Origin of the sequence: Streptomyces sp. SID14478 (assembly GCF_010548525.1) — a bacterium.
Lineage (GTDB): Bacteria > Actinomycetota > Actinomycetes > Streptomycetales > Streptomycetaceae > Streptomyces.
On the sequence record NZ_JAAGMG010000142.1, the window covers coordinates 54480 to 81305 of the forward strand.

General features: G+C 68.1%; 28 protein-coding genes and 1 pseudogene. 17 read left to right on the top strand and 12 right to left on the bottom strand.

The genetic code is table 11. The features are described from left to right. Nucleotides 1-3 precede the first annotated feature (3 nt). The gene (locus G3I40_RS05420) at nt 4-1575 is read right to left on the bottom strand and encodes a PP2C family protein-serine/threonine phosphatase (protein WP_239091552.1); all 1572 of its coding nucleotides are present in this window, start codon (nt 1573-1575) and stop codon (nt 4-6) included. Between the two features lie 653 nt (nt 1576-2228). Between G3I40_RS05420 and G3I40_RS05425 the strand changes: the two genes are divergently transcribed. Together G3I40_RS05425 and G3I40_RS05430 are read left to right on the top strand one after the other, a co-directional pair. Continuing rightward, on the top strand, nt 2229-2726 hold the full coding sequence (locus G3I40_RS05425; RefSeq protein ID WP_164300999.1) for a MarR family transcriptional regulator: 498 nt from the start codon (nt 2229-2231) through the stop codon (nt 2724-2726). Between the two features lie 156 nt (nt 2727-2882). Beyond that, on the top strand, nt 2883-3056 hold the full coding sequence (locus G3I40_RS05430; protein ID WP_164301000.1) for a CsbD family protein: 174 nt from the start codon (nt 2883-2885) through the stop codon (nt 3054-3056). 116 nt (nt 3057-3172) lie between these two features. Here the strand turns inward: G3I40_RS05430 and G3I40_RS05435 are convergent, their stop codons facing one another. The 4 genes from G3I40_RS05435 to G3I40_RS05450 form a co-directional block, all read right to left on the bottom strand. Further along, a complete protein-coding gene (locus G3I40_RS05435) occupies nt 3173-4354 on the bottom strand; it encodes a PP2C family protein-serine/threonine phosphatase (RefSeq protein WP_343244833.1) in 1182 nt (393 codons plus the stop codon). Nucleotides 4355-4624: 270 nt separating this feature from the next. Continuing rightward, the gene (locus G3I40_RS05440) at nt 4625-5086 is read right to left on the bottom strand and encodes a MarR family transcriptional regulator (protein ID WP_343244834.1); all 462 of its coding nucleotides are present in this window, start codon (nt 5084-5086) and stop codon (nt 4625-4627) included. A gap of 302 nt (nt 5087-5388) precedes the next feature. After that, on the bottom strand, nt 5389-5877 hold the full coding sequence (locus tag G3I40_RS05445; RefSeq protein WP_343244837.1) for a DUF6328 family protein: 489 nt from the start codon (nt 5875-5877) through the stop codon (nt 5389-5391). Nucleotides 5878-6109: 232 nt separating this feature from the next. Continuing rightward, entirely contained in the window at nt 6110-6550 is a 441-nt protein-coding gene (locus G3I40_RS05450) for an SRPBCC family protein (RefSeq protein WP_164301003.1), read from the bottom strand. A gap of 212 nt (nt 6551-6762) precedes the next feature. Between G3I40_RS05450 and G3I40_RS05455 the strand changes: the two genes are divergently transcribed. Beyond that, nucleotides 6763-6990: a DUF5133 domain-containing protein gene (locus tag G3I40_RS05455; RefSeq protein ID WP_203643495.1), complete on the top strand. Its 228-nt coding sequence runs from the start codon at nt 6763-6765 to the stop codon at nt 6988-6990. A 207-nt stretch (nt 6991-7197) separates the two neighbouring features. Continuing rightward, a complete protein-coding gene (locus tag G3I40_RS05460; RefSeq protein WP_343244838.1) occupies nt 7198-8397 on the top strand; it encodes a phospholipase D-like domain-containing protein in 1200 nt (399 codons plus the stop codon). 339 nt (nt 8398-8736) lie between these two features. Here G3I40_RS05460 and G3I40_RS05465 read toward each other — a convergent pair whose 3' ends face one another. Both G3I40_RS05465 and G3I40_RS05470 read right to left on the bottom strand, forming a co-directional pair. Next, a complete protein-coding gene (locus tag G3I40_RS05465; protein WP_164301006.1) occupies nt 8737-8928 on the bottom strand; it encodes a hypothetical protein in 192 nt (63 codons plus the stop codon). Between the two features lie 10 nt (nt 8929-8938). Further along, nucleotides 8939-9112 carry a hypothetical protein gene (locus tag G3I40_RS05470; RefSeq protein ID WP_164301007.1) on the bottom strand — a complete coding sequence of 58 codons (174 nt, stop codon included), beginning with the start codon at nt 9110-9112 and terminating at the stop codon, nt 8939-8941. Nucleotides 9113-9371: 259 nt separating this feature from the next. On the opposite strand from G3I40_RS05470, the gene G3I40_RS05475 reads away from it, so the two are divergent. The 3 genes from G3I40_RS05475 to G3I40_RS05485 all read left to right on the top strand — a co-directional run bounded on the left by G3I40_RS05475 (nt 9372) and on the right by G3I40_RS05485 (nt 12479). Next, nucleotides 9372-10052 carry an alpha/beta fold hydrolase gene (locus G3I40_RS05475; protein WP_164301008.1) on the top strand — a complete coding sequence of 227 codons (681 nt, stop codon included), beginning with the start codon at nt 9372-9374 and terminating at the stop codon, nt 10050-10052. A gap of 612 nt (nt 10053-10664) precedes the next feature. Continuing rightward, nucleotides 10665-11402: a hypothetical protein gene (locus tag G3I40_RS05480; protein WP_164301009.1), complete on the top strand. Its 738-nt coding sequence runs from the start codon at nt 10665-10667 to the stop codon at nt 11400-11402. Between the two features lie 249 nt (nt 11403-11651). After that, entirely contained in the window at nt 11652-12479 is an 828-nt protein-coding gene (locus G3I40_RS05485; protein ID WP_203643482.1) for a carbon-nitrogen hydrolase family protein, read from the top strand. 149 nt (nt 12480-12628) lie between these two features. On the opposite strand, the gene G3I40_RS05490 is transcribed toward G3I40_RS05485, so the two are convergent. After that, nucleotides 12629-12955, bottom strand: coding sequence for a chaplin (locus tag G3I40_RS05490; protein WP_164301010.1), 327 nt, complete (start codon nt 12953-12955; stop codon nt 12629-12631). Between the two features lie 287 nt (nt 12956-13242). Next, nucleotides 13243-14142, bottom strand: a complete 900-nt coding sequence (locus G3I40_RS05495; RefSeq protein WP_239091554.1) for an RNA polymerase subunit sigma-70 — start codon at nt 14140-14142, stop codon at nt 13243-13245. A 237-nt stretch (nt 14143-14379) separates the two neighbouring features. Between G3I40_RS05495 and G3I40_RS05500 the strand changes: the two genes are divergently transcribed. From G3I40_RS05500 to G3I40_RS05515, 5 genes are all read left to right on the top strand, one after another. Further along, nucleotides 14380-15885, top strand: a complete 1506-nt coding sequence (locus tag G3I40_RS05500) for an MFS transporter (protein ID WP_164301011.1) — start codon at nt 14380-14382, stop codon at nt 15883-15885. Then, nucleotides 15873-16406 carry a dihydrofolate reductase family protein gene (locus tag G3I40_RS05505; protein ID WP_164301012.1) on the top strand — a complete coding sequence of 178 codons (534 nt, stop codon included), beginning with the start codon at nt 15873-15875 and terminating at the stop codon, nt 16404-16406. The genes G3I40_RS05500 and G3I40_RS05505 overlap by 13 nt, the downstream gene beginning before the upstream one ends. A gap of 108 nt (nt 16407-16514) precedes the next feature. Beyond that, nucleotides 16515-16637 carry a hypothetical protein gene (locus tag G3I40_RS47885; RefSeq protein ID WP_275410138.1) on the top strand — a complete coding sequence of 41 codons (123 nt, stop codon included), beginning with the start codon at nt 16515-16517 and terminating at the stop codon, nt 16635-16637. 322 nt (nt 16638-16959) lie between these two features. Then, nucleotides 16960-17163 (top strand): cold-shock protein, encoded by a 204-nt coding sequence (locus tag G3I40_RS05510; protein WP_161705202.1) that lies wholly within the window; start codon nt 16960-16962, stop codon nt 17161-17163. A gap of 1055 nt (nt 17164-18218) precedes the next feature. Then, nucleotides 18219-19121 carry a hypothetical protein gene (locus tag G3I40_RS05515; protein ID WP_164301013.1) on the top strand — a complete coding sequence of 301 codons (903 nt, stop codon included), beginning with the start codon at nt 18219-18221 and terminating at the stop codon, nt 19119-19121. Between the two features lie 132 nt (nt 19122-19253). Here the strand turns inward: G3I40_RS05515 and G3I40_RS05520 are convergent, their stop codons facing one another. Then, the gene (locus G3I40_RS05520) at nt 19254-20048 is read right to left on the bottom strand and encodes an SDR family NAD(P)-dependent oxidoreductase (RefSeq protein WP_164301014.1); all 795 of its coding nucleotides are present in this window, start codon (nt 20046-20048) and stop codon (nt 19254-19256) included. A gap of 56 nt (nt 20049-20104) precedes the next feature. On the opposite strand from G3I40_RS05520, the gene G3I40_RS05525 reads away from it, so the two are divergent. Both G3I40_RS05525 and G3I40_RS46965 read left to right on the top strand, forming a co-directional pair. Then, nucleotides 20105-20551 (top strand): helix-turn-helix domain-containing protein, encoded by a 447-nt coding sequence (locus tag G3I40_RS05525; RefSeq protein WP_164301015.1) that lies wholly within the window; start codon nt 20105-20107, stop codon nt 20549-20551. A gap of 245 nt (nt 20552-20796) precedes the next feature. Continuing rightward, nucleotides 20797-21021 carry a hypothetical protein gene (locus tag G3I40_RS46965; protein ID WP_239091555.1) on the top strand — a complete coding sequence of 75 codons (225 nt, stop codon included), beginning with the start codon at nt 20797-20799 and terminating at the stop codon, nt 21019-21021. A gap of 421 nt (nt 21022-21442) precedes the next feature. Here the strand turns inward: G3I40_RS46965 and G3I40_RS05535 are convergent, their stop codons facing one another. Beyond that, the gene (locus G3I40_RS05535) at nt 21443-21775 is read right to left on the bottom strand and encodes a helix-turn-helix domain-containing protein (RefSeq protein ID WP_164301016.1); all 333 of its coding nucleotides are present in this window, start codon (nt 21773-21775) and stop codon (nt 21443-21445) included. A 121-nt stretch (nt 21776-21896) separates the two neighbouring features. Here G3I40_RS05535 and G3I40_RS05540 point away from each other — a divergent pair, with 121 nt between their 5' ends. Together G3I40_RS05540 and G3I40_RS05545 are read left to right on the top strand one after the other, a co-directional pair. Next, nucleotides 21897-22481 (top strand): STAS domain-containing protein, encoded by a 585-nt coding sequence (locus G3I40_RS05540; RefSeq protein ID WP_343244835.1) that lies wholly within the window; start codon nt 21897-21899, stop codon nt 22479-22481. Then, entirely contained in the window at nt 22478-23347 is an 870-nt protein-coding gene (locus tag G3I40_RS05545) for a SigB/SigF/SigG family RNA polymerase sigma factor (protein WP_164301017.1), read from the top strand. The genes G3I40_RS05540 and G3I40_RS05545 overlap by 4 nt, the downstream gene beginning before the upstream one ends. Nucleotides 23348-23605: 258 nt before the next feature. Here the strand turns inward: G3I40_RS05545 and bglX are convergent, their stop codons facing one another. Continuing rightward, the gene (gene bglX, locus G3I40_RS05550; RefSeq protein WP_164301018.1) at nt 23606-25879 is read right to left on the bottom strand and encodes a beta-glucosidase BglX; all 2274 of its coding nucleotides are present in this window, start codon (nt 25877-25879) and stop codon (nt 23606-23608) included. Nucleotides 25880-26318: 439 nt separating this feature from the next. On the opposite strand from bglX, the pseudogene G3I40_RS05555 reads away from it, so the two are divergent. Next, nucleotides 26319-26826 (top strand): annotated as a pseudogene (locus G3I40_RS05555) (IS5 family transposase); the annotation flags it as partial.

Here is a 26826-nt window from a genome sequence, read left to right on the forward strand (position 1 = left end):
TGGTCATGAGGGGAAACCGCCTTGCGTGGTGCCGTCGACGGCCGCGAGGTAAGGGGTGCGCGGTGCGGTGATGGCCAGCACGGCCATGTCGTCGTGCGGTCCCTCGCCGACCCACTGGGCGGCGACCATCTGCAGGCGTTCGGTGATCGCTTCGGCCGGCATACCGGCGCACTCGGCCAGCGTGTTGCACAGGCGCTGCTCGTCGAACAGGACGTCGCCGAGCGGGCCGCCGCGGGCTTCGGTGAGGCCGTCGGAGTAGAGCAGACAGGTCTCTCCCGGTGCGAGGTCGACGGTTGCGGTGGCGACCTTGAGCAGGTCCGTGGGGAGGACGCCGATCAGAGGGCCCTTGGTCTGCGCCTTTTCCACTCGTCCGTCGGTCCGCAGGATCAGGGGGGCGGGGTGCCCGGCGCTGGAGATCCGCAGCCGCACGCGGCGTCGCTCGCGTCGTACGGAGGCCAGGGCCAGGGTCGCGAACCGTGTGTGGTGCGAGGTCAGCAGCGCGTTGTTGAGCAGCGTGAGCAGCTTGAGGTGGTCGGCGGCGAAGGGCAGCAGTGCCTCTATCGTGTTGCGGATCTTCCCGGTCAGTACGGCCGCCTCAAGTCCTTTGCCGCACACGTCGCCCAGGACCGCGAAGGTCTCCGGGTCGTCGCTGTCGACGGGATAGACGTCGTAGAAGTCTCCGCCGATCCGGTCGGTGGCCGAGGCCGCACGGTAGCGGCCGGAGAAGTCGATGCCGTGCACGCTCTCGAGCACGGGCGGCAGCAGCTCGCGCATCAGGACGTCCGTGATGTGCCGCTGCTCGGCATAGATCCGCGCCGAGGACAGGGCCACGCCCGCGCGGGTGGCGAAGAGCCGGGCGAAGGCCTCCTCGGTCTCGGTGAACGCCGCTTCCTCGCTGTGCCGCAGCAGCACCATCGCACCGGCGGGTACGCCGTGCCCGGGCAGCGGGACCACCACGAGCGAGCCGATCTGTGCGCGCCCGGCCGTGAACTGCTCCGGGAGCGCCCAGTCCGGCACGAGATCCGGATCGATCCATCGTGACGGCACGGGCGGGAAACCCGCCAGCGCCTCCGCGAGGCCGGGCATCTCCTCCGGGTCCAGCGCGATGGTCTCCTGCTCCACCGGCTCGCCGGTGACGCACCAGGTGACGGGGTACAGCTGTCCCGAGCTGACGCCGACGACGACCGCCGCGTCCGCGAGATGCGTGGCCGCTATGCGGGCGGTCACTTCCGCGCACCGGTTCACGTTCAGCGATGCCAGAAGCTCGTCGGACATCTCGTGCCTGGCCCGCGAGCGAGCTCTTTCCTCGGCCAACTCTGCGCGCAGATGGCGTAGTTCACTGTCGTCGACCAGCCACCACGCCACCTCGCCGCCAGCCGCGCGGCTCGCGAAGGCGTCCACGGTCGCCTCGCCGATCCGGCCGCGGACCGCCACGGAGGGGCCCGGGCCGTCGCCCACGGCGCCCCGGACGACGTCGGCGTGCGCTTCGGCCAGCCAGGAAGGCGCCACGTCCGCGAGCAGGGCGCCGGCCCGCAGCCCTGCCAGGAGGGCGCCGGCCCGGTCGTCGCAGGCCATTACGCGTCCCGCCGTATCCACCGTGACAGACGGGTGCGAGGTGCCGTGGCGGGCAGCGGGGCTGTGGTTTCGGGGGGAACGCGCCGGTTCCGTTGGGGACTTCATCACGTGGGACCCGCTGCGTGCGGGGTCCCCATCATCCTTCGCTCGGGGTCCTGGGGCGGCAATCAGTGCTGGTTGATTGGCCTAGACTGCTCCATGATCATTACGAATCACCATAGTTGCCATAGGGCAACAGTCGCATGATCCAGGGCTCCCGGGCAACCATGCCCACCCTCAGTCGCCCACGGCCCCACCCGCCGACCGAGACCGCCGGCAGTCGTGGGCAGGAGCCGAGTACCACAAGACGCAGAAAACGAACCGAATTCGCGGAACCAGTGCGCACCTTCGGCCGACTCACATCCCTTTCTGCCGGCCCTGGCCCTGGGCTCGCATCTCGCGCACCCTCAGAACCGGGCAGCGGACGGCACGTCGTATTCCCAGGCGCAACGCTTCTCGATGCGTACCACCACGCCCACCCGTGGCTCTCCCCCACAAATCTTCACGACTGCACCGGAGATCGTCACGGCGGGGCACGGATACTTTGCGCACAACGGGCACACGAGGGGTACGAGTACCGACAACCTCAGCCCGCGAGAGGTTCACTTCACCTTATGGACGACAGTGACGGTCGCGCTGACTTCGTCGGCCCCCTGAACTACCCCCGCCCTGCTCTGGCGCCGGAGACGACGGCGGCACTCGACATGCTCGTGACACTGTGGACGCACACCGCCAGGAACGGCACACCGCAGCTCTCCGCACTGCAACTCCGCGCCCTGCACACCACGCGGACCAGGCCCGGCATCAATCTCAGTGCCCTCGCGGGGACCATCGGCACCATGCCGTCGGCCGCCAGCAGGCTGTGCGACCGCCTGGAGGCCGCAGGCCTGATCCGCCGGGAGCCCAGTCCGGCCAACCGTCGCACGATCGGCCTCACGCTCACCCGGCGCGGGCACAATGCGCTCGATGCCGTGACGGCCCGGCGCGAACGCCTGCTCAACGAGGTACTCGACCGCATGCCCACGAGCCTGCGACACCAGCTGCTGAACGGCCTGCACGGCTTCGCCGTGGCGGCGCCCCCGCCCGAGGCCGACGGACCGAAGCCCCCCTGACGGCAGCGCAGCCATGTCCGAGCGCTCCACGGGCGAGCCGCCCGGCCGGAGAAGCCGCTCACCGAGTCCGATCGCACGAAGCATGTTTGCCGCGCCGCTGAGCGGCCAAGCGAAGGTCAGCACATGATGTCGATGCCAGAAGGACGGTGAGCGGACATGACCGCCAGCGAGAAGGCCAAGGCAAAGACCGAGCAGGCCAGCGGCACCGCCAAGGAAGCCGCCGGACGCGCCGTGGGCAACGAGCGCCTCACCGCGGAAGGCCGTGCCCAGCAGATGAAGGGCGACGCCCGCGAGGCCAAGGAAAAGACCAAGGACATCGGCAAGCACTGAGTTCATCACGCATGAGTGAGGGGCGGGCCCACTGCAGTGGGCCCGCCCCTCACTCATGCGTGGCTCTTCCCCGGAACGCGCATGCTCCGTTCCCGGCGGCGCGGCACGGGCCGACCTCAGGCGCGGGCGTCGCGCCCGAACCAGTCCAGGCACAACACCAGTGCGTCATCGCCGACTTCCGGGCCGGGGCCCGCATCCAGGTACTCGGACAACTCCTGCAGGATCGCGCGCGGCACGGCCGCCGCCGGCAGCAGGCGCGCCGCCTGGATCGCTCGCCCCAGCATCTTTTCGCCGAAGGCCTCGCCCTTGTCCGACAACGCGGCGAACACGCCGTCACTGACGAACACCAGACGGTCGCCCGGCACCACCTGGAACTCCTGCGTGACGTAGTCGGTCTCCTCGAACATGCCCAGCGGCAGCTGCGCGTCGAACGGGACGTGCTCCACCGTCTTGCCCCGATGCCGCCACAGCTGCGGGGAGCCTCCGTCGACGACCTCGACACGGCCGGTGTCCAGGTCGAACGAGAGCAGCAGCGTCGCCACGTACTCCTCACCGCGGTACTGCGCGAACAACGCCTGATCGGCCAGTGCCGCCTGGTCCGCGATGCCGATGCCCGCTCGTCGTGCGTTGCGCAGGGCGTTGACGGCCAGGCTGGTCAGCAAGGCCGCCTGGATGCCCTCACCCATGCCGTTGGTGACGCTGAGGGTGAGGGTGTTCTCGGTCTCGGCCCAGTCGAAGTTGTCGCCGTAGATGGCGTACGCCGGCTCCAGCTGAGCCCCGATCGCGTACTCCTTGCCGCCGCAGGCCCGCCCGGGAAGGAGGTCCCACTGCACCTCGGCCGCCAGCGTGAGGCGGTTGGCCCGGCGGGCCTGGAGGTAGACGTCCGTGTCCCGTTCCGCGACGAGGATCTCGTGCCCGATGACGTCGGCGATCGCGGTGATCTCGTCGACGACGTGCGGCGGCGCCTTCTCCTCCGGCAGTCGCACGGACAGGATTCCGAGCCGGTCTCCGTGCGCGGTCACCGGCACGTGCATCTCGATGGAACCCTCATGCCGGACGGTCTGGACACGCTCACGGCTGTCGAAGGCCCGCCCCTCGGCACTGCCGCGGACCGGCAGGGGCCGCCCGCCGGCCGGAGCGCCGGTAACGGACTGAAGCACCTTGGAGCTGTAGTCGACGAGGAGCAGATCGACGTACAGGGCTCCGTAGTACTCGGCCAGTGCGGCACGCGCCGCGGGAAGGAGGTCGTACGGTGCGGCGGTGCGCAGCGCGCGCTCCACAGCCAGGAAGTTCGTCACGGCAGCCTTCGTTGGTGGTGCGAGCACAGCTCAGCGGTGGTCGGGACATCGGGCCGAACAAATCGTCGCCGTCGAGCAAATATTGTCATGGGGCAACGGTTGAGTGTATCTCCCCCGTCTGTGCGGGAGCGCGGAAGTGAGATCCGGCCTCCGATGGCCTGCGACCTTCGACCTCAAAAGACCATGAACGCAGACATACCGGCGCGGCTGGAGAGACCCGCCCGACCGACGCCGGTGCGCGCACCCACGCAGCCCGGCCGACGTGGCGGGTCAGGCGATCGCCGAAGCGTCTTCGTCCTCGGCCGGGTGCAGGCCGACATGCGCCCTCGCGGCCTGCTGCAACTGCTCCAGCCCCTCAGCCAGGATGCCCAGGTGCGCCGGCGCCATCGTCTCCAGCACCGCCTCGACCTCGCGCATACGCGCCTGGCGCAGTTCCTCCAGGACCTTCGCACCCTGGGCACTCAAGGTCAGCTCGACCTCGCGCCGGCTCGTCGCGCTGGGAATCCGCTCCAGCAGACCCGTGGCCTCCAGCCGGTCGCACAGACGGCTGATGGAGGACGGCCCCGTGCCCAGCACGTCACCCAGCGTGCGCTGGTTGACGCTCCGCTGCGCCTCGATCACCTTCAGGGCCCGCAGCTGCGAAGGAGGAATCGGCCCCGACGGCGCCTTCTCCTGCGCCCGCCCCCACAGGACCTCGAGCAGTTCGGCCACACGGTTCGCGGTGTCTGCCACCTGCTCGGGATTACGGGGCGGAAGATTTCGGGGCATTCTTACACCCTCTCTGCTAGAGAGTGACACGGCTGGCTGTCGAGCTTACCGTCACGCACAAACTGCCCGGAACAGCAGGCACGGCGACGACGCCCCGAAGGGGCCCGGCGGAGACCTACCCGATTGCGGCACGGGCCGGGGCCGAGCCCTGTCTCACCGTGAGGCAGCTACCCGCCCCTCGCCGCGGGTGGCGACGGTACGCCCCGGACCGGCGGGATGTCTGGGGGCCCGGTCACCGCCCCGCCCCCAGCCGGCAGACCGCCTCGTCAGCCGCGGCCCAGCACACGTCGCGCGGAGCGGCGCTTGAGGTAGAGCGGCAGGCCGTACCAGCACAGCGCGAACCACAGAAGAACCGATCCTGCAAAGATCTCGGCCAACAGATCCGGCAGCACCACGTGCAGGATCAACAGCACCGTGCCGCTGATGGTGAGCGAGAGCAGCACCAGCCCGGTCACCATGAGCCGTCCGGCAATGGCCACGAGGTCGTCCTTCATCTGCTGGCCCGTCAGGAACCGGTGCAGCGAAACCGGAGCGATCAGCGCCCCGGTGGCCGCGGCCCCCAAAATCACGGTCGCCACATAGACGTGGGTGTCGAACGCGCTGAGATCGTCGAAGCGCGCGGTGAAGGCCACGCTCAGCAAGAACCCGAAAAGAATCTGGACCCCGGTCTGCGCGACGCGAGTCTCCTGCAGCACCTCGGCCCACCGCCGATTGACTCTCTCGTGAGCCTCCTCCCGACTGTCACCCGCAGATATGTCCGGTCTCGCTCGCTCGTCCGTGGTCACGACCGCCTCCTTCGTAGAGACGTCACATGCCCACCCTCCCGGCATTTACGACTGCACGTCCCCTGGTCACACCGCACCGCACCTACGGCGTGAAGGGGTCAGGCCGCTCAAGGCCGGACGGAAACAGAAAGCGAGGAGGGGCAGCCCGTCCGGGCTGCCCCTCCTCGCTCACAGGACGCGTCGGTCGACTACGCCCACGGCCTCACAAGTCGGCCTTGTCGGGATGGGCCGTCACTTCGGCGAGCTTCTGGAACTCCCCGAGGTCGTAGTTGGCCAGGGCCGCGTCGAGGTTCGTCAGGGCTCCGAGGCGTTCGATGAAGCCCTTCGGGTCGTACTCGATCTGCAGGGTGACGCGGCTCGTCGTATCGCTCAGGCGATGGAACGTCACCACGCCGGCATGATGCACACCCTCGACGGTGTGCCAGGCGATGCGATCCTGCGGAATCACTTCGGTGAGCTCGGCGACGAAGTTCTTGTCCGCACCCGGCAGTTCCAGCTGCCAGGCGAAGCGGCGTTCGTCCAAGGGCTCCACGAGGCGGACGTGGCTGAGGAAAGCAGGCCAACGCGAGACGTCACTCCACAGCTCCCAGGCCGTGGAGACGGGAGCGTTGAGATCGATGGACTCGAGCAATGACGCGGACAAGAGTGCCCCTTTCCTGAGGTGAACAGAGCGGGACCCCTTCGGTTCGTGTCGGTCGCCGCCGTACGTCACTCCGGTACCCCGCCAAAGCGGGCACACGCGGGGCACTTGTTCCTGGCGTCGCGCACAACTCCTTCGTATGAGCGGGCCGAGTCGGGACATTCGTATCAGCGAACCCGCCCCTCTCCTCCGTACCAGGGAGCACCGCCGTGCTGATGCCCGACCCGAAGTTCGTCCGCACACTCCTGGGCCGTTACGCGGAGCTGCAGATGCGCTACGCGGAAAAGCCGTGCCAGGAGATCCGCTGGCAACTGGACGATGTTGCCTACACGTTGTGCGTCAGCACCGGTACGCGCACGATCCCGGATGCTCTGGCGGTGGCCGACCGAGTACTGCAACAGGCAGCGGCCAACGGGCCGGCCCATCCCACCCAGGCGGCTTGACCCGCCAGCGCACAGCCGCGGACGAGTCCGACAGCAGCGCCGGTCCCGTCTCGGAAGTTGCGCCCATACCGTGGACATCACCCCGGACGTCGCCCTCCCCCGGCCGACCGGAAAGCAGCAGCCGGACCGCCGTGTGAAGAGATCGTGACGGGGCAGTGGATGTCGTGGCCCTGACCCCGACACCCCGGAGACTTCGTGACCACCAGCATCCCGGCCCCCACCAGCGTCGCCGTGGCCGCTGACGACCTTCCCCAGGACCCTCGTCAGCGGCTGCGGCGACGTCTGGAACGGCTGATAGGCATCGCCGCCACCGAGGGCAACGCGCTCACCCCGCTGCGCAACGGTGACGAGATCTTCCCCGCCATGCTCGACGCCATCCGTGGCGCCCGGCACACCATCGACATGATGACGTTCGTGTACTGGCGAGGCGACGTCGCCCGCGAATTCGCCGAGGCCCTCGCCGACCGCGCCCGCGCCGGTGTCCGGGTACGCCTCCTTCTTGACGGCTTCGGCAGCCGCACCATCGAGGGAGACCTGCTCTCCCTGATGGACGAGGCCGGAGTACAGGTCGCCTGGTTCCGCAAGCCGCTCCTCCTCTCCCCGTTCAAACAGAACCACCGTTGCCACCGCAAGGTCCTGGTCACGGATGAGACCACGGCGTTCACCGGCGGAGTCGGCATCGCCGAGGAGTGGTGCGGGGACGCCCGCGACCCGAGCGAATGGCGCGACACGCACGTGCAGGTCCGCGGCCCCGCCGTCGACGGCATCTGCGCGGCCTTCGCCCAGAACTGGGCCGAGTGCCACGACGAGCTCTTCGACGACCGCGACCGCTTCGTCGAACACGAGCCGAGCGGCGACGCCATCGTCCAGGTCGTGCGCGGCTCCGCCAGCATCGGCTGGCAGGACATGCAGACCCTGCTGCGCGTGGTCATCCAGTCCGCACAGCACCGCCTGCGCCTCGCCACCGCCTACTTCTCGCCCGACGTCTACTTCGTCGACCTGCTCTGCCAGGCCGCGCGGCGCGGCGTCGAGGTCGAACTGCTCGTCCCCGGGCCGCACACCGACAAGCAGGTCAGCCGGATCGCCGGCCGCCACCACTACGAACGGCTCCTGGAGTGCGGAGTCATCGTGCGCGAGTACCAGCGCACGATGCTGCACTGCAAGGTCGTCACGGTCGACGGGACCGCTTCGCTGGTCGGCTCCACCAACCTCAACCGGCGTTCCCTGGACCACGACGAGGAAGTCATGCTCGCGGTCCTGGACGAAGGTTTCACCGCACAGCTCGACGCCGACTACGAACGCGACGTCACGCACAGCATGCGTGTGACACCCGACCGCTGGTCCGCCCGCCCCCTCCCCTTCCGCGCCGCGGAGAAGGCGACCCGCGCCATCCAGCACTTCCTGTGATCCACCGCCGCAGGGCCCTCCGGCCGGCCTGAAACGGGAAGCCGCCGCCGCGCCTTGAACTGAGGTTGTGGGTGGGGACCCAGCACTGCAGCCGCCAACGCCCCGCGCACCCGGGTTCTGTCCCGGGTGCGCGGGGCGTTGGCGCGGCCCACATCGGCGATCAGGTCCGCGAGCGTCAAAGCGGTGTCAGCGCCGAGGCACTCACCGAGCTCGGCCGTGCAGATCGTCGCGGGGCACTCACCACCACCGGCATGTCCCCCACTCCCACCGCCATCCAGAACTCCGGCTCAACAACTCGGTTCCGCTCGGCTTCGGCCGGACAACAGCGCGTGTACCGACCTATCGGCGGCGCCTCTTCCACTTCTCGCGGAGACGATCCCCCACCAGCGTCCCGAGCAGCACACCGCTCGCCGTGATCGACATCCCCACCGAATCGTCCACGTCGAACACCCATCGCAGGACGACCCACACCACCACGCCCCACACCGCCGCGATCGCCAACGCCACAACGGACCGCCGAAGCCACCCCATGTCGTCCTCCCTACGGCCGGTTCGCCCGACGAATCCACACGAAGTAGAGCAGCGACCACACCACCAGCCACACCGCCCCGGCGATCAGCGCCGACGGCCACGACTCGTGCGAGGCGAACCGCCAGAACAGCACGAGCACCCCTGCGCCGATGACCGGTGCCGCCACATTCCGTAGCCGTCTCATGCCTCCCAACTACCCACAAACTCAAGCGCGATGACACCGGCTCGCTTACCGCGTCGGGAGAGGCGCACGCCGCCGGGACGGTCCGATGGGGAGTCGTCGCTGAGTTGGGAGGCGGCCGTGGTGAGGCAGTTTGCCGCCGTTCTGCGTTGCTCCGAAGAGGGCTGTCGCGTCTCTGCCCATTCACCGCGAAGAGGCTTACTATCCGGTAGCACCTTCCGGTCCCCTGCGTCTCCCCCGTAACCCCACGTCGGAGGTTTAGATGCACCGTCGAATCGCCGTGCTCCTGGCCCTGTTGACCGCGCTGGCCGGTCTGCTCTGCGTGGCACCGGCGGCATCCGCCGCCGCGCACCGCCCAGTGATCCTCGTACACGGCTACAACGCCGACCCCGGCGTATGGGGGTCACTGACCGACGACCTCAAGGCTGACGGATACAGCGACGCTGAGCTCTTCCGCTGGTCCTACGACACGCACGCATCGGTCAACGAGACGCTCGCCGGACAGTTCGCCGCGTACGTGGACCAAGTCCGGGCTCAGACTGGGGCCGACCAGATCGACATCGTCGCGCACTCCTTCGGCACACTGCCCGCCCGCTGGTACCTCGCCCATGGCAACGGGAGCGAGCACGTCGCCCACATGATCTCGCTCGGCGGCCCCAACCACGGCACGTACACGGCGTGGGCCTGCGCCGCCTGGGACCAGGCTTGCCGCGACATGTCCCCCGGGAGCTACGTCCAAAAGCAACTGGCCTCCGGGGACGAAACCCCGGGTGCCACCCGGTACGCCACGTTCTGGTCGAGCTGCGACGAAGTGATCAACCCCGACAACAGCGTGCCGCTCGCCGGGGCTACCAACACCGACGCCGGCTGCCTCGACCACAACGCGCTGCTCAGCGACGACGGAGTCTCCACGCAAGTACGCGCCATCCTCACCACACCGTGACGGGCCGCGGGATGCGGATGCCTCGCCAGCACCTCAGGGTGTTCTGGAGGGACATCAAGGACTCCGCAGAGGATGAGACCGGGCAGGGATCTTCGGGGGCAGGCGCTGTTCAGTGAAGGAGGCCTGGGCGGCGCCGTCACCAGAGTGACGTGGTGGTGTCAGCCGGGCCAGGACAAGCCTGCGAAGCGGTCCGAGTCGATCTGAACCCCGGCTGTGTGTGAGTCCGCGGTAGTCGTTCTCGATTCGCCGGCAGCCGACCATGGCACCGCCTACGGCATGCCTGTGCCCGCCCTCCTCCGGCCGACCCGCCGTTCTCCCCGCTCCTTCGCCGAGTGGTGCAACCATCGGCCCGCAGCCGATGAATTCACACCTACCCACGGCGCCGACCGTCGGGCACCGCAACCCAGCCCAATGCTCTCCCCGCAAAGCGGCCCAAACGCCGACGACCTGCGAAAATACGCTGCCGGCACGTCGAACGGTCCGTCCAACCGGCGGACGCCAGCACGGCGTTGTTGCACAGGCGTGCGAGTCCGTTCCAGGCGCACGGGGTCACCAATGGTGTGAGCGGCGAGTAGCATCCCCACCATCATCCCCGGACGAGGAGCTTCCGCTATGGCCGACGAGCCCGAGACCAAGACCACCCAGATCCACCTCGCGGAGCAGTACGCCGCAGAGGACCTCAAAGCCAACCGCGCCCAGCAGGCCGAGCTCGAGGCCGAGTTGGCGACAACGCCCTTGGGGCAGAAGCTGGCCCACCTCAAGGCCGTCGAGGCCTTTCTGGTGACGCGGACCGCCCAGGACACCCCCGAAGGTGCCGCTGCCGTCCCGCAGCCCCGACAGCAGACCCCCGCGGCTGCGGCCGCGCCGGTGGCGACGGATGACACAAAGGCCGCGCAACCGCGCACCGCTCCCACCCGCACCACCACCAAGCCCGCGGCCGCCAAGACCACCACTGCGAAGGCCCCCGCAAAGAAGACCGCGGCCAAGAAGACTGCCGCGAAGAAGACCTCCACCAAGCGGGCGCCTGCACAGAAGGCCGCTGCCAAGGCTGAGGGACCCTCGCTGCCCGAGCTGCTCCAGGCGCTGCTGCTCGCCACCCCCGGAGAGCCGCGGACCGCACGCGAGCTGGTCACCCAGTTCACCGCCGAGCACCCGAAGCGGGCCACGAGCGAGCAGACCGTGCGCAACGCCCTCGAGCGCGGTGTCGCCAAGTCGCTGATCGAGCGCAACAAGCAGGGCAGCACCGTGCTGTACACCGCAGACCCCCAGCAGAACACCGCCTCCGGCACAGGCAAGTCGACCGGCACGGACGCGGCCCCGGTGAGCACCGGCACGCCGGCCCAAGGCTAAGAACTCGCAGAGGGACAACGGGTCGCCTCCCGGTCTCGAACTCGGCAGGAACGAGTTGGAAGCTGGCGAGGCGCCGTCCGAGCGAGCGGACCCTGATCCGGGTCTCTGGCGCGTGCTGGTGGCGCTGGACGAGCCGAACGAGCCGCCAATCAGATGTCACCGGTGCGATGGACGGTGAGGCCGGTCGGCCACGAGCCTCGCGGCCGCGCTCACGCACTGCCGACACCGGGGGCGGGGTCGCCTGCGCAGGTGTATCAGTCGCAGGGAGAAAGGCTCATGAAAGCTTCCATAGCAATCGCGCAACTCCCCATAACCTGGGACCTCCACCGCAACCTGGCGGCGATCTCCTCCCTGCTGACAGACACCCGGCCGGACGAGATCGTCGTGCTCCCCGAAGGCGCCCTGTCCGGGTACGGCACCGACCTCTCGTCCCTCGATCACCTTCCACCCTCGTCCCTCGCCCTCGCCACGGACCGCCTCGCGAAGTTGGCCCGGGACAGAGCCATCCACCTGTTCTGCGGCACGTTGCTCCATGAACACGGTGTCTGGAGCAACGCCGCCCTCTACTTCGCTCCGGACGGCTCCCGGTGGACGTACCGGAAGATCAACCTGGCCATGAATGAACGCGGCCGTCTCGTTGCCGGTTCTGAACTCCCCACACTCCCCATTCAGTTGTCCGGTGGGGAGTCCGTCACGCTCGGCGTCCAGATCTGCCGCGAGATCCGCTTCCCTGAACAATGGCAGCACTTGGCCGAACACGGCGCACAAGCCTTCATCTACCTCACCCATGCTGCCAACCCCACAGAGCCCGCCGGGGTCTGGCGCAGCCACCTCATCAGCCGCGCGGCCGAGAACCAACGATTCGTCCTGGCAGCCAACGTGGCAGACCCCGGACAACACTGCCCCAGCATGGCCATCTCGCCGAGAGGCGAAGTCCTCGCGGAAGCACCCGCAGGCCAGACCGCACTCATCAGAACCACGGTCGACTTCGACGAGTCCGCCGACTGGTACCTCGGCCAGCGCCGACAGGACCTTCTCAAGTCGACTTACCGAGGACCTGCACACCACCCAAGGTGAGACCCGGAAGAGGCGGTAAGCGTAAAGGGTCTGGCCGCGTGTCACCGCAAATGCCGGGTGCCGCCTCCTCGGATTGAGGAGGCGGCACCCGGCCATCCACCACAGGATCGCTCACGCATCAACTGGCGCGCTGGACCCGACCTGAAGGGCTACTTCCAGGTGCCCCACTGACCGTCGTGGTGCATGCCGTCGTGGTGCATGCTGTCCTGGCCCCACTGGCCGCCGCCCCAGTTGCCCGATCCGTTGGCGCAGCTGTTGCCGAAGGTCGGGTTGAGCAGGCCGATGACGCTGACGGTGTTGCCGCAGGCGTTGACCGGGACGTGCACCGGTACCTGGACCACATTGCCGGAGAGAACGCCCGGCGAACCCACCGCCGCACCCTGAGCGCCAGCGTCCGCGGATGCGGCACCGGCGCCCCCGATCACTGCGCCACCGACCGCCACCAGAACCGCCGCGCTCTTCAGTACACGAGACATGAACTTTCCTCACTCACTTGCACGGCCCCCGCCGGCAGACGGGGACGAGGAACTTCTCGCTCCTCACCGGCAATTCGGGGCCCGGTACGGGACGGATTGGCCGGGAAAGGCAGGTTCACTCCTACGGAGCACTCCGCACGCTGGACCTGCGACTGCAGCCGCGGACGTAACAGCTGCCACCGATCCGCACCGCACCGTCCTCAACGCCCCCTCCCCAACTGTCCGATGCCATCCCCCGCCACGTACTTGCACCTTTGGCGCGCAGTAACGGTGCCCAAAGGGAGTGGTCATCCTCTGGGCAGGGTGCGGGGGAATCCGAAGCGGGCGAGGACTCCCAGGTCTCCGAAGCGCGTGAGCGCACGGATCTGGCTGTTCCGCAGCGTGAGCACGGTAAGGCCGCCGGCCCGCCAGATCGGCGCGCTGGGGTCGGGGAGGTAGAGGGCGAAGGCGGGTTGTCCGTTCGCGCGGGTGGGGAGGAACTTGAGGTCCTGGCCGCCCAGGTGGTCCACGAGGAAGCCGGCGACCGGCCTCGGCCCGTGGTGCTCGTCGGGCTCGGGGGGCATGGTGAGCCGGACGTCGTCGGTCAGGAGGGTCACGAGTTCTTCGAGGTCGAAGCGTTGGAACGCGCTGACGAACCGGTCGACGACGGCTGTTTCGGCCGGTGACTTGGGAACCGGCACGTCGTGCAGATCCTGGATCGGGCGCAGGCCGGCCCGGGCCCGGATGAGCGCGCTGTTCACAGCGGCCTGACTGGTGCTGAGGATGCCGGCGGCCTCGGCCGCGGGGAAGCCCAGGACGTCCCTGAGCACCAGGACCACCCGCTGTTGGGGTGGAAGGTGCTGCAGGCCCGCCACGAAGGACAGCGCGATCGATTCCCGTGCGTCGTACCGGGCTTCGGGGCCCGGGGTCAGGTCGTCCACATCGTCGGGGTAGGGCTCGAGCCACCACGGCTCGTCTGGCCGGCCCTGCCCCGCCCCGCCGAGAGCGGGCGCGGCGGCCGGCTGCGGGCGGCGGGATTCACCGCGCAGGTAGTTGAGGCAGCGGTTGGTGGCGATCCGGTACAGCCACGCCCGCAGCGACCGGCCGTCGAAGCGGCTGATCGAACGCCATGCGGCCAACAGAACCTCCTGAAGCACGTCCTCGGCATCCTGGACCGAGCCGAGGATCCGGTAGCAGTGAGCCTGCAATTCGCGCCGGTAAGGGTCGACGAAGCGCGGAATGCTTCACCGTCGCCGGTCTGGGCGAGGGCGAGGGTCGCCTCGGTCATGGGGGGACCTGTCCTTTCGCGTGGCCACCTGGATAACGGCCCTTAGAAGATGCAACACCGGCGGCGGCGTCGATTCATCGCCGCTGCTTCGACGAATCGGCAGGACAGCCGGTGCTTCACCTGGTGAGGACCTGAGCAGTGGAGACCGGAGGCACACATGACCTCAGTGGACCCCAGAATCGAAACCCGTGGCAGTGTTCCCGCGGCACTCGACGCGACGCGCCGATGGCGGGCGTTCGCGCTGCTCGCCGTGGCGTACTTCATGACGGCGGTCGACATGTTGATCGTCAATGTCGCCCTGCCGACGATCGGCGGCGAGCTGCGTTTCGCCGAGGCGGACCTGCAGTGGGTGGTCACCGCGTACGCGGTCGCCTTCGGCGGCTTCCTGCTGCTCGGCGGACGGTCCGCTGACTTGCTCGGCCGCAGGCGGATGTTCATGGCCGGGCTGGCGGTGTTCAGCGCGGCCTCGCTCGGCTGCGCGCTGGCCACCAGCGGTACGTTCCTGATCGTCATGCGCGGGATCCAGGGCGTGGGCGCTGCCGCGGTGCTGCCCGCCGCGCTGTCCATCGTGATGAGCATGTTTCCCGAGGGGACCGAGCGCAACAAGGCGCTCGGTATCTGGGGTGCCGTCGGTGCCAGTGGAGCGACCTTCGGCGTGCTGGCCGGCGGCGCCCTCACCCGGTACGGCGGTTGGCCCGACATCTTCTATCTGAACGTCGCCGTCGGCGGGGCCGCGCTGCTGCTGACGCGGCGGGTAGTACCGGAGAGCAGGCTGGTGGCCTCGCGCCGTCGCTACGACTTCCTCGGCGCCGTTACGGTGACCGGCGCTCTGGTGCTCGCGGTCTACGCGATCTCGCGGGCGCCGGCAGCCGGGTGGACGGCCGCCCGGACCCTCGGCGAACTGGCGGCGGCGATGGCGCTGCTGGCCGTGTTCGTGGTCGTCGAGGCCAGGGTGGCGGCGCCCCTGCTGCCGCTGCGGCTGTTGCGGTTGAAGACCCTGGCCGGGTCCAACGCGGTGGGGTTCCTGCTGGGGGCCGGCTTCTACGGCTACATCTTCATCGCCACCCTGTACATGCAGCAGGTGCTCGGATACTCCGCGATGACGACCGGCCTGGCCTGGCTGACCGTCGGCCTGACCGGAGTGGCGCTGGCCGCCCCGGCCCAGGTCCTGGTCACCCGTACCTCGATCAAGCTCGTGATGGCGGCCGGGATGGCCCTGACCGGAAGCGGGATCCTGTGGGCGGCCCGGGCACCCGTGCACGGGAACTTCTGGGCGGACCTGGCCGGTCCGTTCCTCCTGACTGGGGCCGTCACCTGGGGGTTCATCCCGGTGTCGATCGGAGCCCTGGTCGGCGTCACCGAACGCGACGCGGGCGTCGCTTCCGGACTCATCGACTCCTCCCAGCAACTCGGCGGTGCGATCGGCATCGCCGTCGCCTCCACCGTGACGGCCACGCACTCCCGGAGCCTGCTCGGCCACGGCCGCTCCGCAGCGGACGCCCTCACCGGCGGCTTCCACCAAGCCCTGTGGGTCTGCGGGCTGATCGCCCTGACCGCCGTCCCCGTAGCGCTCCTCATCCGGCGTTCCGACACCACCGCGGCCGCCCCAGGAACGCCAGCCGACTCAGCCACCCGAAAAGGAGAACGATCATGCGCAAACTGATCGAATCGACCCTCGTCTCGCTGGACGGCGTCATCCAAGCACCCGAACGGTGGGCCTGCTTCGACGCCGAGGCCACGGCATGGTCCCTTGAACAGCTGGGCAATTACGACGCGTTCGTCATGGGCCGGGTGACCTACGAGAAGTTCTACGCGAACTGGGGCCACGTCAGCGGCAATCCCTACACCGACCTCATCAGCGCCATGCCCAAGTACGTCGCGTCCCGATCGCTGACCGAGACGGCATGGAATGCCACCCTCCTCGGCCCCGATGCAGCAGGCGCGGTCGCCCAGCTCAAGGACCAGCCTGGCAAGGACCTCATCAAGTACGGCACCAGCCGCTTCGACGACACCCTCCTGCGAGACCACCTGATCGACGAGTTCCGCCTTTGGATCATGCCGGTCGTGGCCGGCACCGGGCAACGGCTGTTCGAGGACGTGGACACCTCCGCGCTCCGCCTCGAGCTCACCGACGAGAAGAGGCTGGAAAACGGTTCGGTGATCCTCACCTACGTACCCCGCTGACCTCGCACCGCCCAGGTACACCCCGGCCTCCTCGCTCCGTCCAGCGAGGGTACACGCGGCATACTGCGGGCCGCAGTTGCGGCCCAGCACGCCAGTATCGCGCCTGTCATGGTGCCCGTGACCGACGCCTGCTGGATCGCTCTCATGATCGGCGCGATGATCACCCACGGCCGCCTCGGCCAGCCCAAGTTGGTACTGCTGAACACGGCCACTCCCCCGGACCTCCGGTAATCGGCGACCAAAGGGTGGGCCAAGCGCTGGGAGGTACGTGCCGCAGAGACCAGCCGGAGCCATTGCCCGGCCCGCCCCAGGAGTGCAGGACAGACCGGGCAATGGCCTGCAGCCGCAGATCAATGAAAAAATCTTCCTCTGTCCATAGCTTCACCGGCACCCGGGCCGTGTAGCGTCTACGCCAGCAGTCATGGTTCCGAAGTACCGCCCGTGAACCTCACGTTCACGGGCAGCTTGCTGTTCACAGTCTCTGAGGACCAGGACGACCACCTCCGGTACCCGCACAACGCGGGCACCGACTTCTAGTCCCCTTGGAGGACACATGGCCACCGGAACCGTCAAGTGGTTCAACGCGGAAAAGGGCTTCGGCTTCATCGAGCAGGAGGGTGGCGGCCCGGACGTCTTCGCCCACTACTCCAACATCAACGCCTCCGGCTTCCGTGAGCTTCAGGAAGGCCAGAAGGTCAACTTCGACATCACCCAGGGCCAGAAGGGCCCCCAGGCGGAGAACATCACCCCCGCCTAAGTCGTCGTAACGCCGCGGCGCCCGCCTCAACTTGCCGAGGCGGGCGCCGTCTGCGAGTCGGCACCCAAGCCACTGGCGGGGGCTGGCGATGCGCCTCGGCTGCGCGGCCAGACGACGTTCATGACGTACGCACAGCCCCCCCTGCACGCGGATCCGAGCCGGTGCCGGAGCCAACAGGATCAGGCGCTCTCGGCGAGGTCAGCGCGATCGGCCAAGCGGTGACTACGTGCTCTCCCGAGACGGACGCTTCCTGGCGGACCGTCCGATGTGAACCATCCGCCGACGCCCGAGCGGCAAATAACAACAGGCACAACCTGCTGATAGCGCTGGGAGAGGCCCTAGGCCTACTGGTCCGAAGCGCAGGGCCACTCCAGCTGTTGAAGTATGCCAGGTGCCGACGCGGCACGGGGGCAGATCTTCGGCACTGAGCGGATCGGCCGCCCTCCCATCGCAGAGGCGTGCCGCTCATGCCTCCAGCCGATGACTGCACGAACAAACACCGTATGGTGCACGGTAGTTGGTCAACCGGGCCGGGGGGCAGCCATGTGACCGCCCGCTCCCCCCACCCCCCACTAGCTTCTTCGCGGTCCTGCGAGAGCGCCCCTGGCCTCAACCCGGGTATGACTGTGTCCCGCTGTCCACGCTGACTTGGGGGGGTGTTCACCGCTACCTCATCGACGGCCTCTGCGCTTCCGCGAGATGCGGCACAGGGCGAGCAGCACCAGTGCGACGATGATCACCTTCAAGAGCCACGTGGGCATCTGTGAACCTGTCACTCCCCCGCGAGCAAGGGGCACAGGAAGATTCTCCACCATCTACGCGCCCTCATCTCTAGAGCTCGCTACTTGCACTGTCGTCTGCCCAATTTCCTAAGTACTACGAGGAGATGAAGGGGCACCCCTGTCTTACGAGCCCGACAGATCATCCAGCGGGGACAGAGAGTCGGTTGAGCACGGCTTCACGAATCGTACTGATCCACAAGCTGAACCGCTGGCGGGCCGCAGGCGTCAAGGGAACGAGCGTTTACCGTCTCGTCGTCCTCTCTGGGAGAGCACTTGCGCCCCAAGGCCACCCGTTCTGTCGATATCATCACCGCTCTGACCGCGGCAATTCTGCCGACCGCTCTCTCCGGCTGCGGAAGTCAGAATGCCGCCGATGACCCAACCGCGGACAGCGACGCGCTGACCCACCGCGCCCGCCTGGTCGCCTCTGCTTGGGACGGCTCGCACGCGTCCGCCGCATGGCGCGCGGGATATCACCCGATAGGAGAAGTGGTGCAACTGCCACGTGGGGGCTGGCACAGCACTGCCGATGCGCGAGCCTACGAGAGCAGAAGTTCCGTCCTGATCGGCACGATGCCGACCCGTAGCCCCAAGACTGGCTCAGTGAAGTGGGCCAACAGCCCGTCCCTCGAACGACCGTTGACGCCCGCAGCAACCGCCTACAGCAAACTCTCCGGTGGCCGCGTGGGCGGCCGGCCCCACCTCACCGTTACCAAAACAAAGCTGGCCGAGATGACCGTCTCCACCAGCCGCGGTAGGGCGACCGTCCCGGCCTGGGAGTTCACCCTCGACGGCTACGACTCGCCACTCAAACAGGCGGCAGTCATGGCATCCGGACTCCCCCGGTCCCCTATCCACGGCACGCGTGAGCTGCCCGGACAGCCGCTCCGACTGGCTGGGGTGGCTGAGGACGGCCATTCAGTCACCGTCACTTTCCTGCAGGGCGTCTGCGACAAGCGATCCACACCGGTTGTGGTGGAGACCGGCGGCTCTGTCGTGCTCTCGTATCCCATCACGCGCCGCCATGAGACGAAGCTCTGCACCAAGCAGGCCAAGCTGGAGCAGGTGACGGTACGGCTGAAGCGTTCGGTCGGCGATCGCGTCCTCCTTGACGCGATCACGGGACGTCCTCTTGCCTACAAACCTTCCCATGGACTCTCTCCGAGCTGGACGTGATCGCCCCCTCCCGGGCCCCTCTGAGGTGCTTTGCGGGTAACCGCGAAGGTGCGGCGACCTTCGGGATCAGGGACGCAGCAGGCCCGTTGAGGTCGACAGCGCCGTCGTCATCCTGGGCTGAGCGTGATGGAGTCAGTGTGCAGGTTCGACAGTGCCATCGGGCTGGTAGAGCGGCACGTGGAAGCGCATCGAGGCGCTCTCGAACGCGCGCTGCTCGGCGTCGAGGCGTTCAGTGAAGTCCGGCTGTGCGGTGCGACCGAAGCCGACGGTGGTGTGCGAGCCGTCCAGCAGCGGGAAGACCGTGTCACAGAATTCCTCCGGGTCGGCACCGTGGTTGTGGCCGGGACCTGCGAGCTGAGTGGCCACGGCCGGCGGGATCAGTTCCACCACTCGGCACGGGGTGGCGCGCAGCGCGTGGCGCAGGTTCACGGTGTAGCTGTGCAGGGCCGCCTTGGCCGCGCTGTAGAGCGGCGCGAAAGGCTGAGGCAGGAAGGCGCCGCCAGAGGTGACGTTGACGTACACACTCCGGCGGCCGTGCCCGAGCAACTGCGGCACGAGGAGCCGGGCGAGGTGTATCGGCCCGGCAAGCAAAATGTCGATCTCGTTCTGCGCCTCGGCCCACGGGGCGTCGTCCGCCGCGATCCCCACGCGCCGCTGAATCCCGGCGTTACTGATCACGATGTCGAGGTCAGGCATGGTCTGTCTCACGTGGGCGGCCAGGTCTTCGCGCTTCCGTGGGCAGGCCATGTCGCTGGCGAAGGTCTCCAAGCCTGGCAGACCTTCGGAGATCGCGGCCAGCTTATGAGGGTTGCGGCCGGTAATCATGACTCGGTGGCCGGCCGTGAGGTAGCGGGTGGCCAGGCCGAGGCCGATCCCGGAACTGCCTCCGGTGATGAGAACGCTGTGAGAGACCTCTTGTGTTTCCATGTAAACAGAATGGGCTCTTGCGTGTTTACATGGCAACTCGGGCGTACGGTGACTCCATGACTTCCCCCCTCGATGACGCCGAGATGGCACAGTGGATCGCCTGGAAGCGCGCAAACGACACCGTCACCGCCGCCGTGTCGAACGAGATCCACGCCGCCTCCGCGCTGTCCGTCCCCGACTTCTCGATCCTGTCGAGGGTGATCGAGAACGGCGGTGGCCGCATGCCGCAGCAGGAACTGGGACTCATGCTCGACTGGCAGCGGGCACGGCTGTCGCGGCAGCTCTCCCGCATGGCCGAGCGCGGTCTCGTGACCCGCGAGGACGGCCCAGCGGGGCGCCGCGTGATCATTGCCACCGCCGACGGCCGCAGTGCGCTGGCCGCCGCCCGGCCCGCGCACGCACGTGCCGTCCGCCGCGCACTCCTGTCCCACACCGCATCGCACCGGGCGGACTTCTGGTCCGCTGTCCACGCCATCGCAGATCCCCCCACGGACAGGCCGTGAGGGGCCGCCACCAGCTGTCCAACTCCCCCGCTCCTGACGCGCGGTCACCGTCCACGCATCCACGACGTACGCGGCACCGGTGCCCTTTGCCCACCGCACGACGTTCGGGGCGGAAGATCGCGTGAGCCCCGGCCCGCCTGGCGCGCACCAAGGCTCAGATCGAGCGGGAAGTAGATGTCGGCTGACCTATCCTCGCTTCCGAGGAGCCCTCGTCCAAGCTGCTCCAGGGCCCGTAACGTGACGCCATGGTGGACGAGGAAGAACCGAGGCTCTTTGTGAACCGCTGGGGCGACAGTGCGTCTCCGGACCCTCAAGGCTCTCGCCCCCATCAGGTCAGCTGTTCATGCTTCGACCAGTACAGGTCTCATCCGCGCGCCCGCGTCGGGTTCCACACCGAGCTGCAGGACACCTCCAGCGCCGGCTGGCAGCACCTGCTCACGCTGATCGATGAAGCGGCGACCAACCGATAGACCAGGAACTGCACCAGGCCTGGATCTCCCTGCTCGTGACCACCGACGTGCTGCCACTCTTGGTCAGCGCCTGCTCGCCAGGATGCGTGGCGGCCCTTCCCAAGGGAGCCGAGGAGTACATCCCCACGCCACACCAGGGCGGTCGCGTCGACCAGCCCCCGCCCTACTGGGACTGAGAAAAACAACTGACGCCACAACGATCACCCGCGCGAGCGGAATCAGAACTCCGCTCCGGCACAGATCTTGCGGAGCGGTCTGGGGCGTCAGCGGGGTCGGGACACCTCATGCGTGAGGGCGCGGGCCCAGCAGGTGTGGCCCGGCGACTCACGCCGAGCCCGGGAAACATCAAGGACAGCGGCAAGCCGTGAGCACGCGCTCGCCGCGCGCCTGCCGTCCTTCACCGCGGCCCGCCGACAGCGGTTCAGGACATGTGCAGGGCGGGAGTGGTGCGGTCGGCCTCGTCTCGCACGAGCAGGGCGAGCAACGCCGCCACGCTCACGTCGGCCTCGGCCGGGTGGCGCAGGATCTTGGAGGGATCGATCGCGTAGACGTTCCCGCGGCCCTCGCGCATGTGCGAGAGGTAACCGGCCTCTTCCAGATCAGTGATGATGCGCTGCACGGCCCGCTCCGTCAGACGACAGTGCACGGCCAGATCTCGCATGCGCGCGTGACGGTTGTCGGCGATTGCCGCCAGGACCCGGGCGTGATTGGTCAAGAACGTCCACCCGGTCCGCGACTCGGTCTGTTCCTCCATGCGGACAGTCTAGAACATTGCCGCTGCATGAAACACGAATCTGTTTTCTGGTATCAGTTGACGTGATTCGAAGTTCGCTCCAAGCTATGGGTGCCAACAATCAGAGGGGGAGGTGGGGACGGTGCTCAACGGCACGGAGCCTGCGGTCTGGACCGCACTCCGCATGGACGGTGACCCTCGGTCCCTCCGCATCGCACCATCAGCTCCCCTCATCGAGGCCTACGCCCTCGGCGAGCGCACCAGCGTGGCAGTGCACGGGGAGATCGATATCGATGTCGCCTCGTCCTTTCACGAGGCGCTGCACGCAGCCCTTGACCGGTCGGCGGCAGGACTGGATCTGGAACTCGAGTCCTTGAGGTTCTGTGACTGTGCCGGTCTCAGGGTGCTGCTGCAGGTCCGCATGGAGGCACTGGAGGCGGGCAAGACCGTTCGGATCTGCTCGGCCAGTCCCCTCGTCTCTCGGCTGCTGGGCATCACCCGCACCCACGCCTTGTTCGATGCCACGCCCGCCAAGGCGGCGGAAGCAGGCCGCACCCCCCTCGATGACGCCGTGCCCACCCAGCACGCCGTGTTCCCGCCTGCGGCCAACTCCCACGGTGGGGAGTCGACGCCAGGCGACACGACGGGCCGGCAGCCCAAACACAGTCCGGGTCGCACCCCACCGCACCCCTCCACCATCACTCCCGCCAAGGAGGCAACCTCATGAACACCGTGACGGCACGCGAGCTCGCGCGTCACTCAGCCTCACGGACCGAGCACGACCTGATCGAGCGCGCCTACGCGGACCCTGCCTCGATCGCCCCCAGCGACGCGCGTGCCGTGGGCAAGCACTTCTTCGACCGCCTCACCCATCTCGAAGAAGGCACACGCGAGTACCAGTACGTCCGTAACGTGCTCATCGAGATGAACCTCTCCCTCGTGCAGTACGCGGCGTCCCGGTTCAAGCACCGCGGGCCCCAGGAGATGGAGGACATCGTCCAGGTCGGCACGATCGGGCTGATCAAGGCGATCGACCGGTTCGAACTCACCCGAGAGGTCGAGTTCACCTCCTTCGCCGTCCCCTACATCACCGGCGAGATCAAGCGCTTCTTCCGCGACACCACCTGGGCCGTGCACGTCCCGCGCCGCCTTCAGGAAGCACGCGTCGAACTGTCCAAGGCCAACGAAGAGTTGCAGACCCGGCTGGGCCGGACGCCCACCACCGCCGAACTCGCCGAGCTCATGCAGTTGGAACCGTCGGAGGTCGCCGAGGCCCAGAAGGCGGTCAACGGCTACAACTCCGTCTCGCTCGACGCCGCGGTCCTGGCGCACGGCGATGAGTCCGACACTCAGCTCTCCGACTTCATCGGCATCGAGGAAGACGCCTACGAACTCATCGAGAACTACCGCTCCCTGGCCCCGCTGATCGCCGAACTCGACGAGCGCGACCGCACCATCATTCATCTCCGCTTCGTCGAGGAACGCACCCAGCAGGAGATCGCCGACGTGCTCGGCTTCTCGCAGATGCACGTCTCCCGCCTCATCACCCGCATCCTGACCAAGCTCCGCGCCGGCCTGATGACCAACGCGTAGTGAGCGTGTCCGGGCGACAGCTCCCGGATGCCGGACGCTCCCGGATCACCCGCTCTGTTCCTGCCCCTGCCACCAGGGGCAGGAACAGAGCTGGGCTTTGACCGTCGTGACAACGCCGGTGTGAGCCTGAAGGCGACGAACCACGATTTGCAGACACGGGGATCACGGTAATGAGCGCTGCCGTTGGTGACAGTGTTGCGCTGACACGCGCGACAGCAGGCGCGAAGGCCTCAACCCGCAATCAGCGCGCCAGGAGCACTACGTGATGCTCACGTTCAGTCTGCTGTCCGCCGCCGACGAGGTTCCCACGTACAAGTCGAACCGGCCCGGCTCGATACGGAACTCGCCCTTCGGAGCGTTGGTCCAGAACCCCAGGTCTTCCGCCCCGAGCCGGAACCGGACCGTCGTGGCCGCGCCGGCCGCGAGCGTCACGCGCTGGAATCCGCGTAGCCTGCGCACCGGTTGGGCGATGCCGGCGGCCACGTCGTGGACGTACAGCTGCACCACTTCGTCCCCGGTCCGCGAGCCAGTGTTACACAGCGGCACCGTCACCTCGATGCTATCTCCGGCGTGCAGCGCCGCGGCCGTGATGTCCGTGCGGTCCGCCTCGGGCGCGCCGAGGGCGAACGTGGTGTAGGTGAGGCCGTGCCCGAAGGGGAACTGCGGTGTCGGGGGCAGGTCGAGGTATTTCGACGTGAACTTGTCGTCCGCCTTGTAGGGGCGGCCGGTGGACTCGTGGTTGTAGTGGATCGGGATCTGGCCGACCGCCCGGGGGAAGGACACGGGCAGCTTGCCGCCCGGGGTGACGGTCCCGAAGAGCACGTCCGCGATCGCGTTGCCCCCTTCGATGCCGGGGTGCCAGGCCTCCAGGACGGCCGGGGCGGAGTCCAGCCAGTCACCCATGGTCAGCGGGCGGCCGTTGACCAGCACCACCACGAAGGGTTTTCCGGTCCGGGCGACAGCCGCGATCAGCTTCTCCTGTGCGCCGGGCAGCGAGAGGTCGCTGCGTGCCGCGGCCTCCCCGCTCATCGTGGCGGGCTCCCCCACGACCACGACGGTGACGTCACAGGACTGGGCCGCCGCGACCGCCTCCTCGATGCCGTCGGTGTCCTCGCCTTCGGGGTCCACACCTCGCGCGTGCCTGACATCCGCCGCCGGCGCGGCCTTGCGCACCGCGTCCAGGATTCGCACCGCCGGGAACCTCTCCGCCGCGGCGGGCACTGCCCAGGTGCCGAGCAGGTCCGTCGAGTCGGCGAAGGGACCCACCAGGGCCACGGAGCCGACCGAGCGCGCCAGCGGGAGGACGTCCCGGTCGTTCTTCAGCAGCACCATCGAGCGCGAGGCCGCGGTGCGTGCGGCCGCCCGGGCGGCGGACGTCGGCCCCGGGATCGCCGTCGACTCCTCCACGTACGGGTCGTCGAAAAGCCCCAGGCTGTATTTCAGGCGCAGGACACGCGCCACCGCGTCGTCGATCCGCTGCTGTGTGATCTTGCCGGCCCGCAGCAGCGCCGCGCCGTTGGTGAGGAGGTTGCCCTCGACCATCTCCATGTCGACACCGGCGTTCAGCGCGAGGCGTGCCGCGTCGGCTCCGTCCTCGGCGAAGCCGTGCACGATCAGCTCCTGCACTCCCGCCCAGTCGCTGATGACGACGCCACCGAAGGCCCACTCCTTCTTCAGGATGTCGGTGAGTGTGTGCGGGTTGCCGTGCGCGGGAATGCCGCTGATCGTGTTGAAGGACGCCATCACCGTGGCGGCGCCGGCGTCCAACGCGGCCTTGAAGGGCGGGAGATAGAGGTTGCGCAGGCGCGACTCGGACACATCAACCGTGTTGTAGTCGCGGCCGCCCTCGGCCCCGCCGTACGCGACGAAGTGCTTGGCACAGGCTGCCAGGGTCGCTTTCGATGCGAGGTTCGAGCCCTGGTAGCCCTTCACCTTGGCTGCCGCGAACCGGGCGGTGAGGTACGGATCCTCTCCGTTGCCCTCGGCGATCCGGCCCCAGCGTGGCTCGTGCGTCACGTCCATCATCGGAGCGAACGTCCAGTGCACCCCGTTGGAGCGTGCCTCTGCCGCCGAGACCTGAGCGTCGGAGCGCGGCACGTCCGGGTCGAAGCTCGACGCCTGGGCCAGCGGGATCGGGAAGGTCGTCCAGAAGCCGTGGATGATGTCGAGGCTGAACAGCAGGGGAATGCCGAGACGTGACTCCTCGACGGCCAGGCGCTGCAGTGCGTTCGTGGCCTTGGCGCCGAAGATGCTCTGTACGGAACCCACGCGCCCGGCCCGCGCCGCTCTCTCGACCTCTGTGGTCGATCCGGAGCCGGGATTGGAGTCGAAGGCCCAGGCAAGATGCTGCAGTTGGCCCAGCTTCTCCTCAAGCGTCATGCGGGCCAGCAGGGCGCCAACCTTGTCCTCGTAAGGCTCGCGGCTTTCTTTGCGTACGGCGGACAGTGCGGCGGCGTTACCGCTCTGCCCCGCTCCCACCACAAGCGAAGCCCCGATCATCGACAGCAGACACCGGCGTCCCAGCTCCGACATGCGTATCTCCCTGCTCGCCAGAGACCCGCAACGTGCTTGCCGGTCAGGGGGAAATATGGCGAAATTATATTCCGCCTGACGGCGAGTCAAGAACTGCCTCGGCGATGACACACAGCCTCACCTGTATGTACGCCACCGCTGGCTGCTGCGCCTCGTCGAAGCGCCGGGCTGTCAGACACTCGTAGAAGGCGCCACGCTTCCGCGGACACCTTCCTCTGAGCCGCGCAGAGATTCCCCAGTTCGAACCCATGCTGGAGAAGATCTTGGTGCGTCGCGTTCAGTCCGGCAATCCGCTCACCCGGTCCGCGTGAGGGCCAACACGGCGTATGCCTCTCGCAAGAATCGAGCCTGTCTGCGGCGGCGCCACTAACTGACCGTTTCAGAATGACTTTTGTTGTGGGGCTTGGTAGTTGGGTGTTGTGTCGGCAGGATTGGTTGGGTGACTGTTGAACTGGTGCCTGATGACCTGTGGGAACGTGTGGCGCCGCTCTTACCTGCTCGTCCGCCTCGGCGGCGTCGGTATCCCGGGCGGTTGCCGGCGGATGACCGGGCTGCGCTGAGAGGCATTGTCTATGTGCTGTGCAAGAGCGTGAGCTGGCGGGATGTTCCCGCTGAACAGGTCGGCTGCAGTGGCGTGACGGCCTGGCGGCGCCTGCGGGACTGGACCGAGGCCGGCGTCTGGCCGCAGCTGCACGCGGTGCTGCTGGCCGAGCTGCGGGCTGCAGGTCTGTTGGACATGGACGATGCAGCGATCGACGGCTCGCACGTGAGGGCGCTGAAAGGGGGGCTCACACCGGACCTTCGCCGGTCGACCGGGCCCGGCCCGGCAGCAAGCACCACTTGATCGTCGACCGGCACGGCACCCCGCTAGCCGTCTCGCTGACCAGCGGGAACCGCCACGATGTCACGCAGCTGGTGCCCCTGCTCGATGCGATACCCCGCATCCG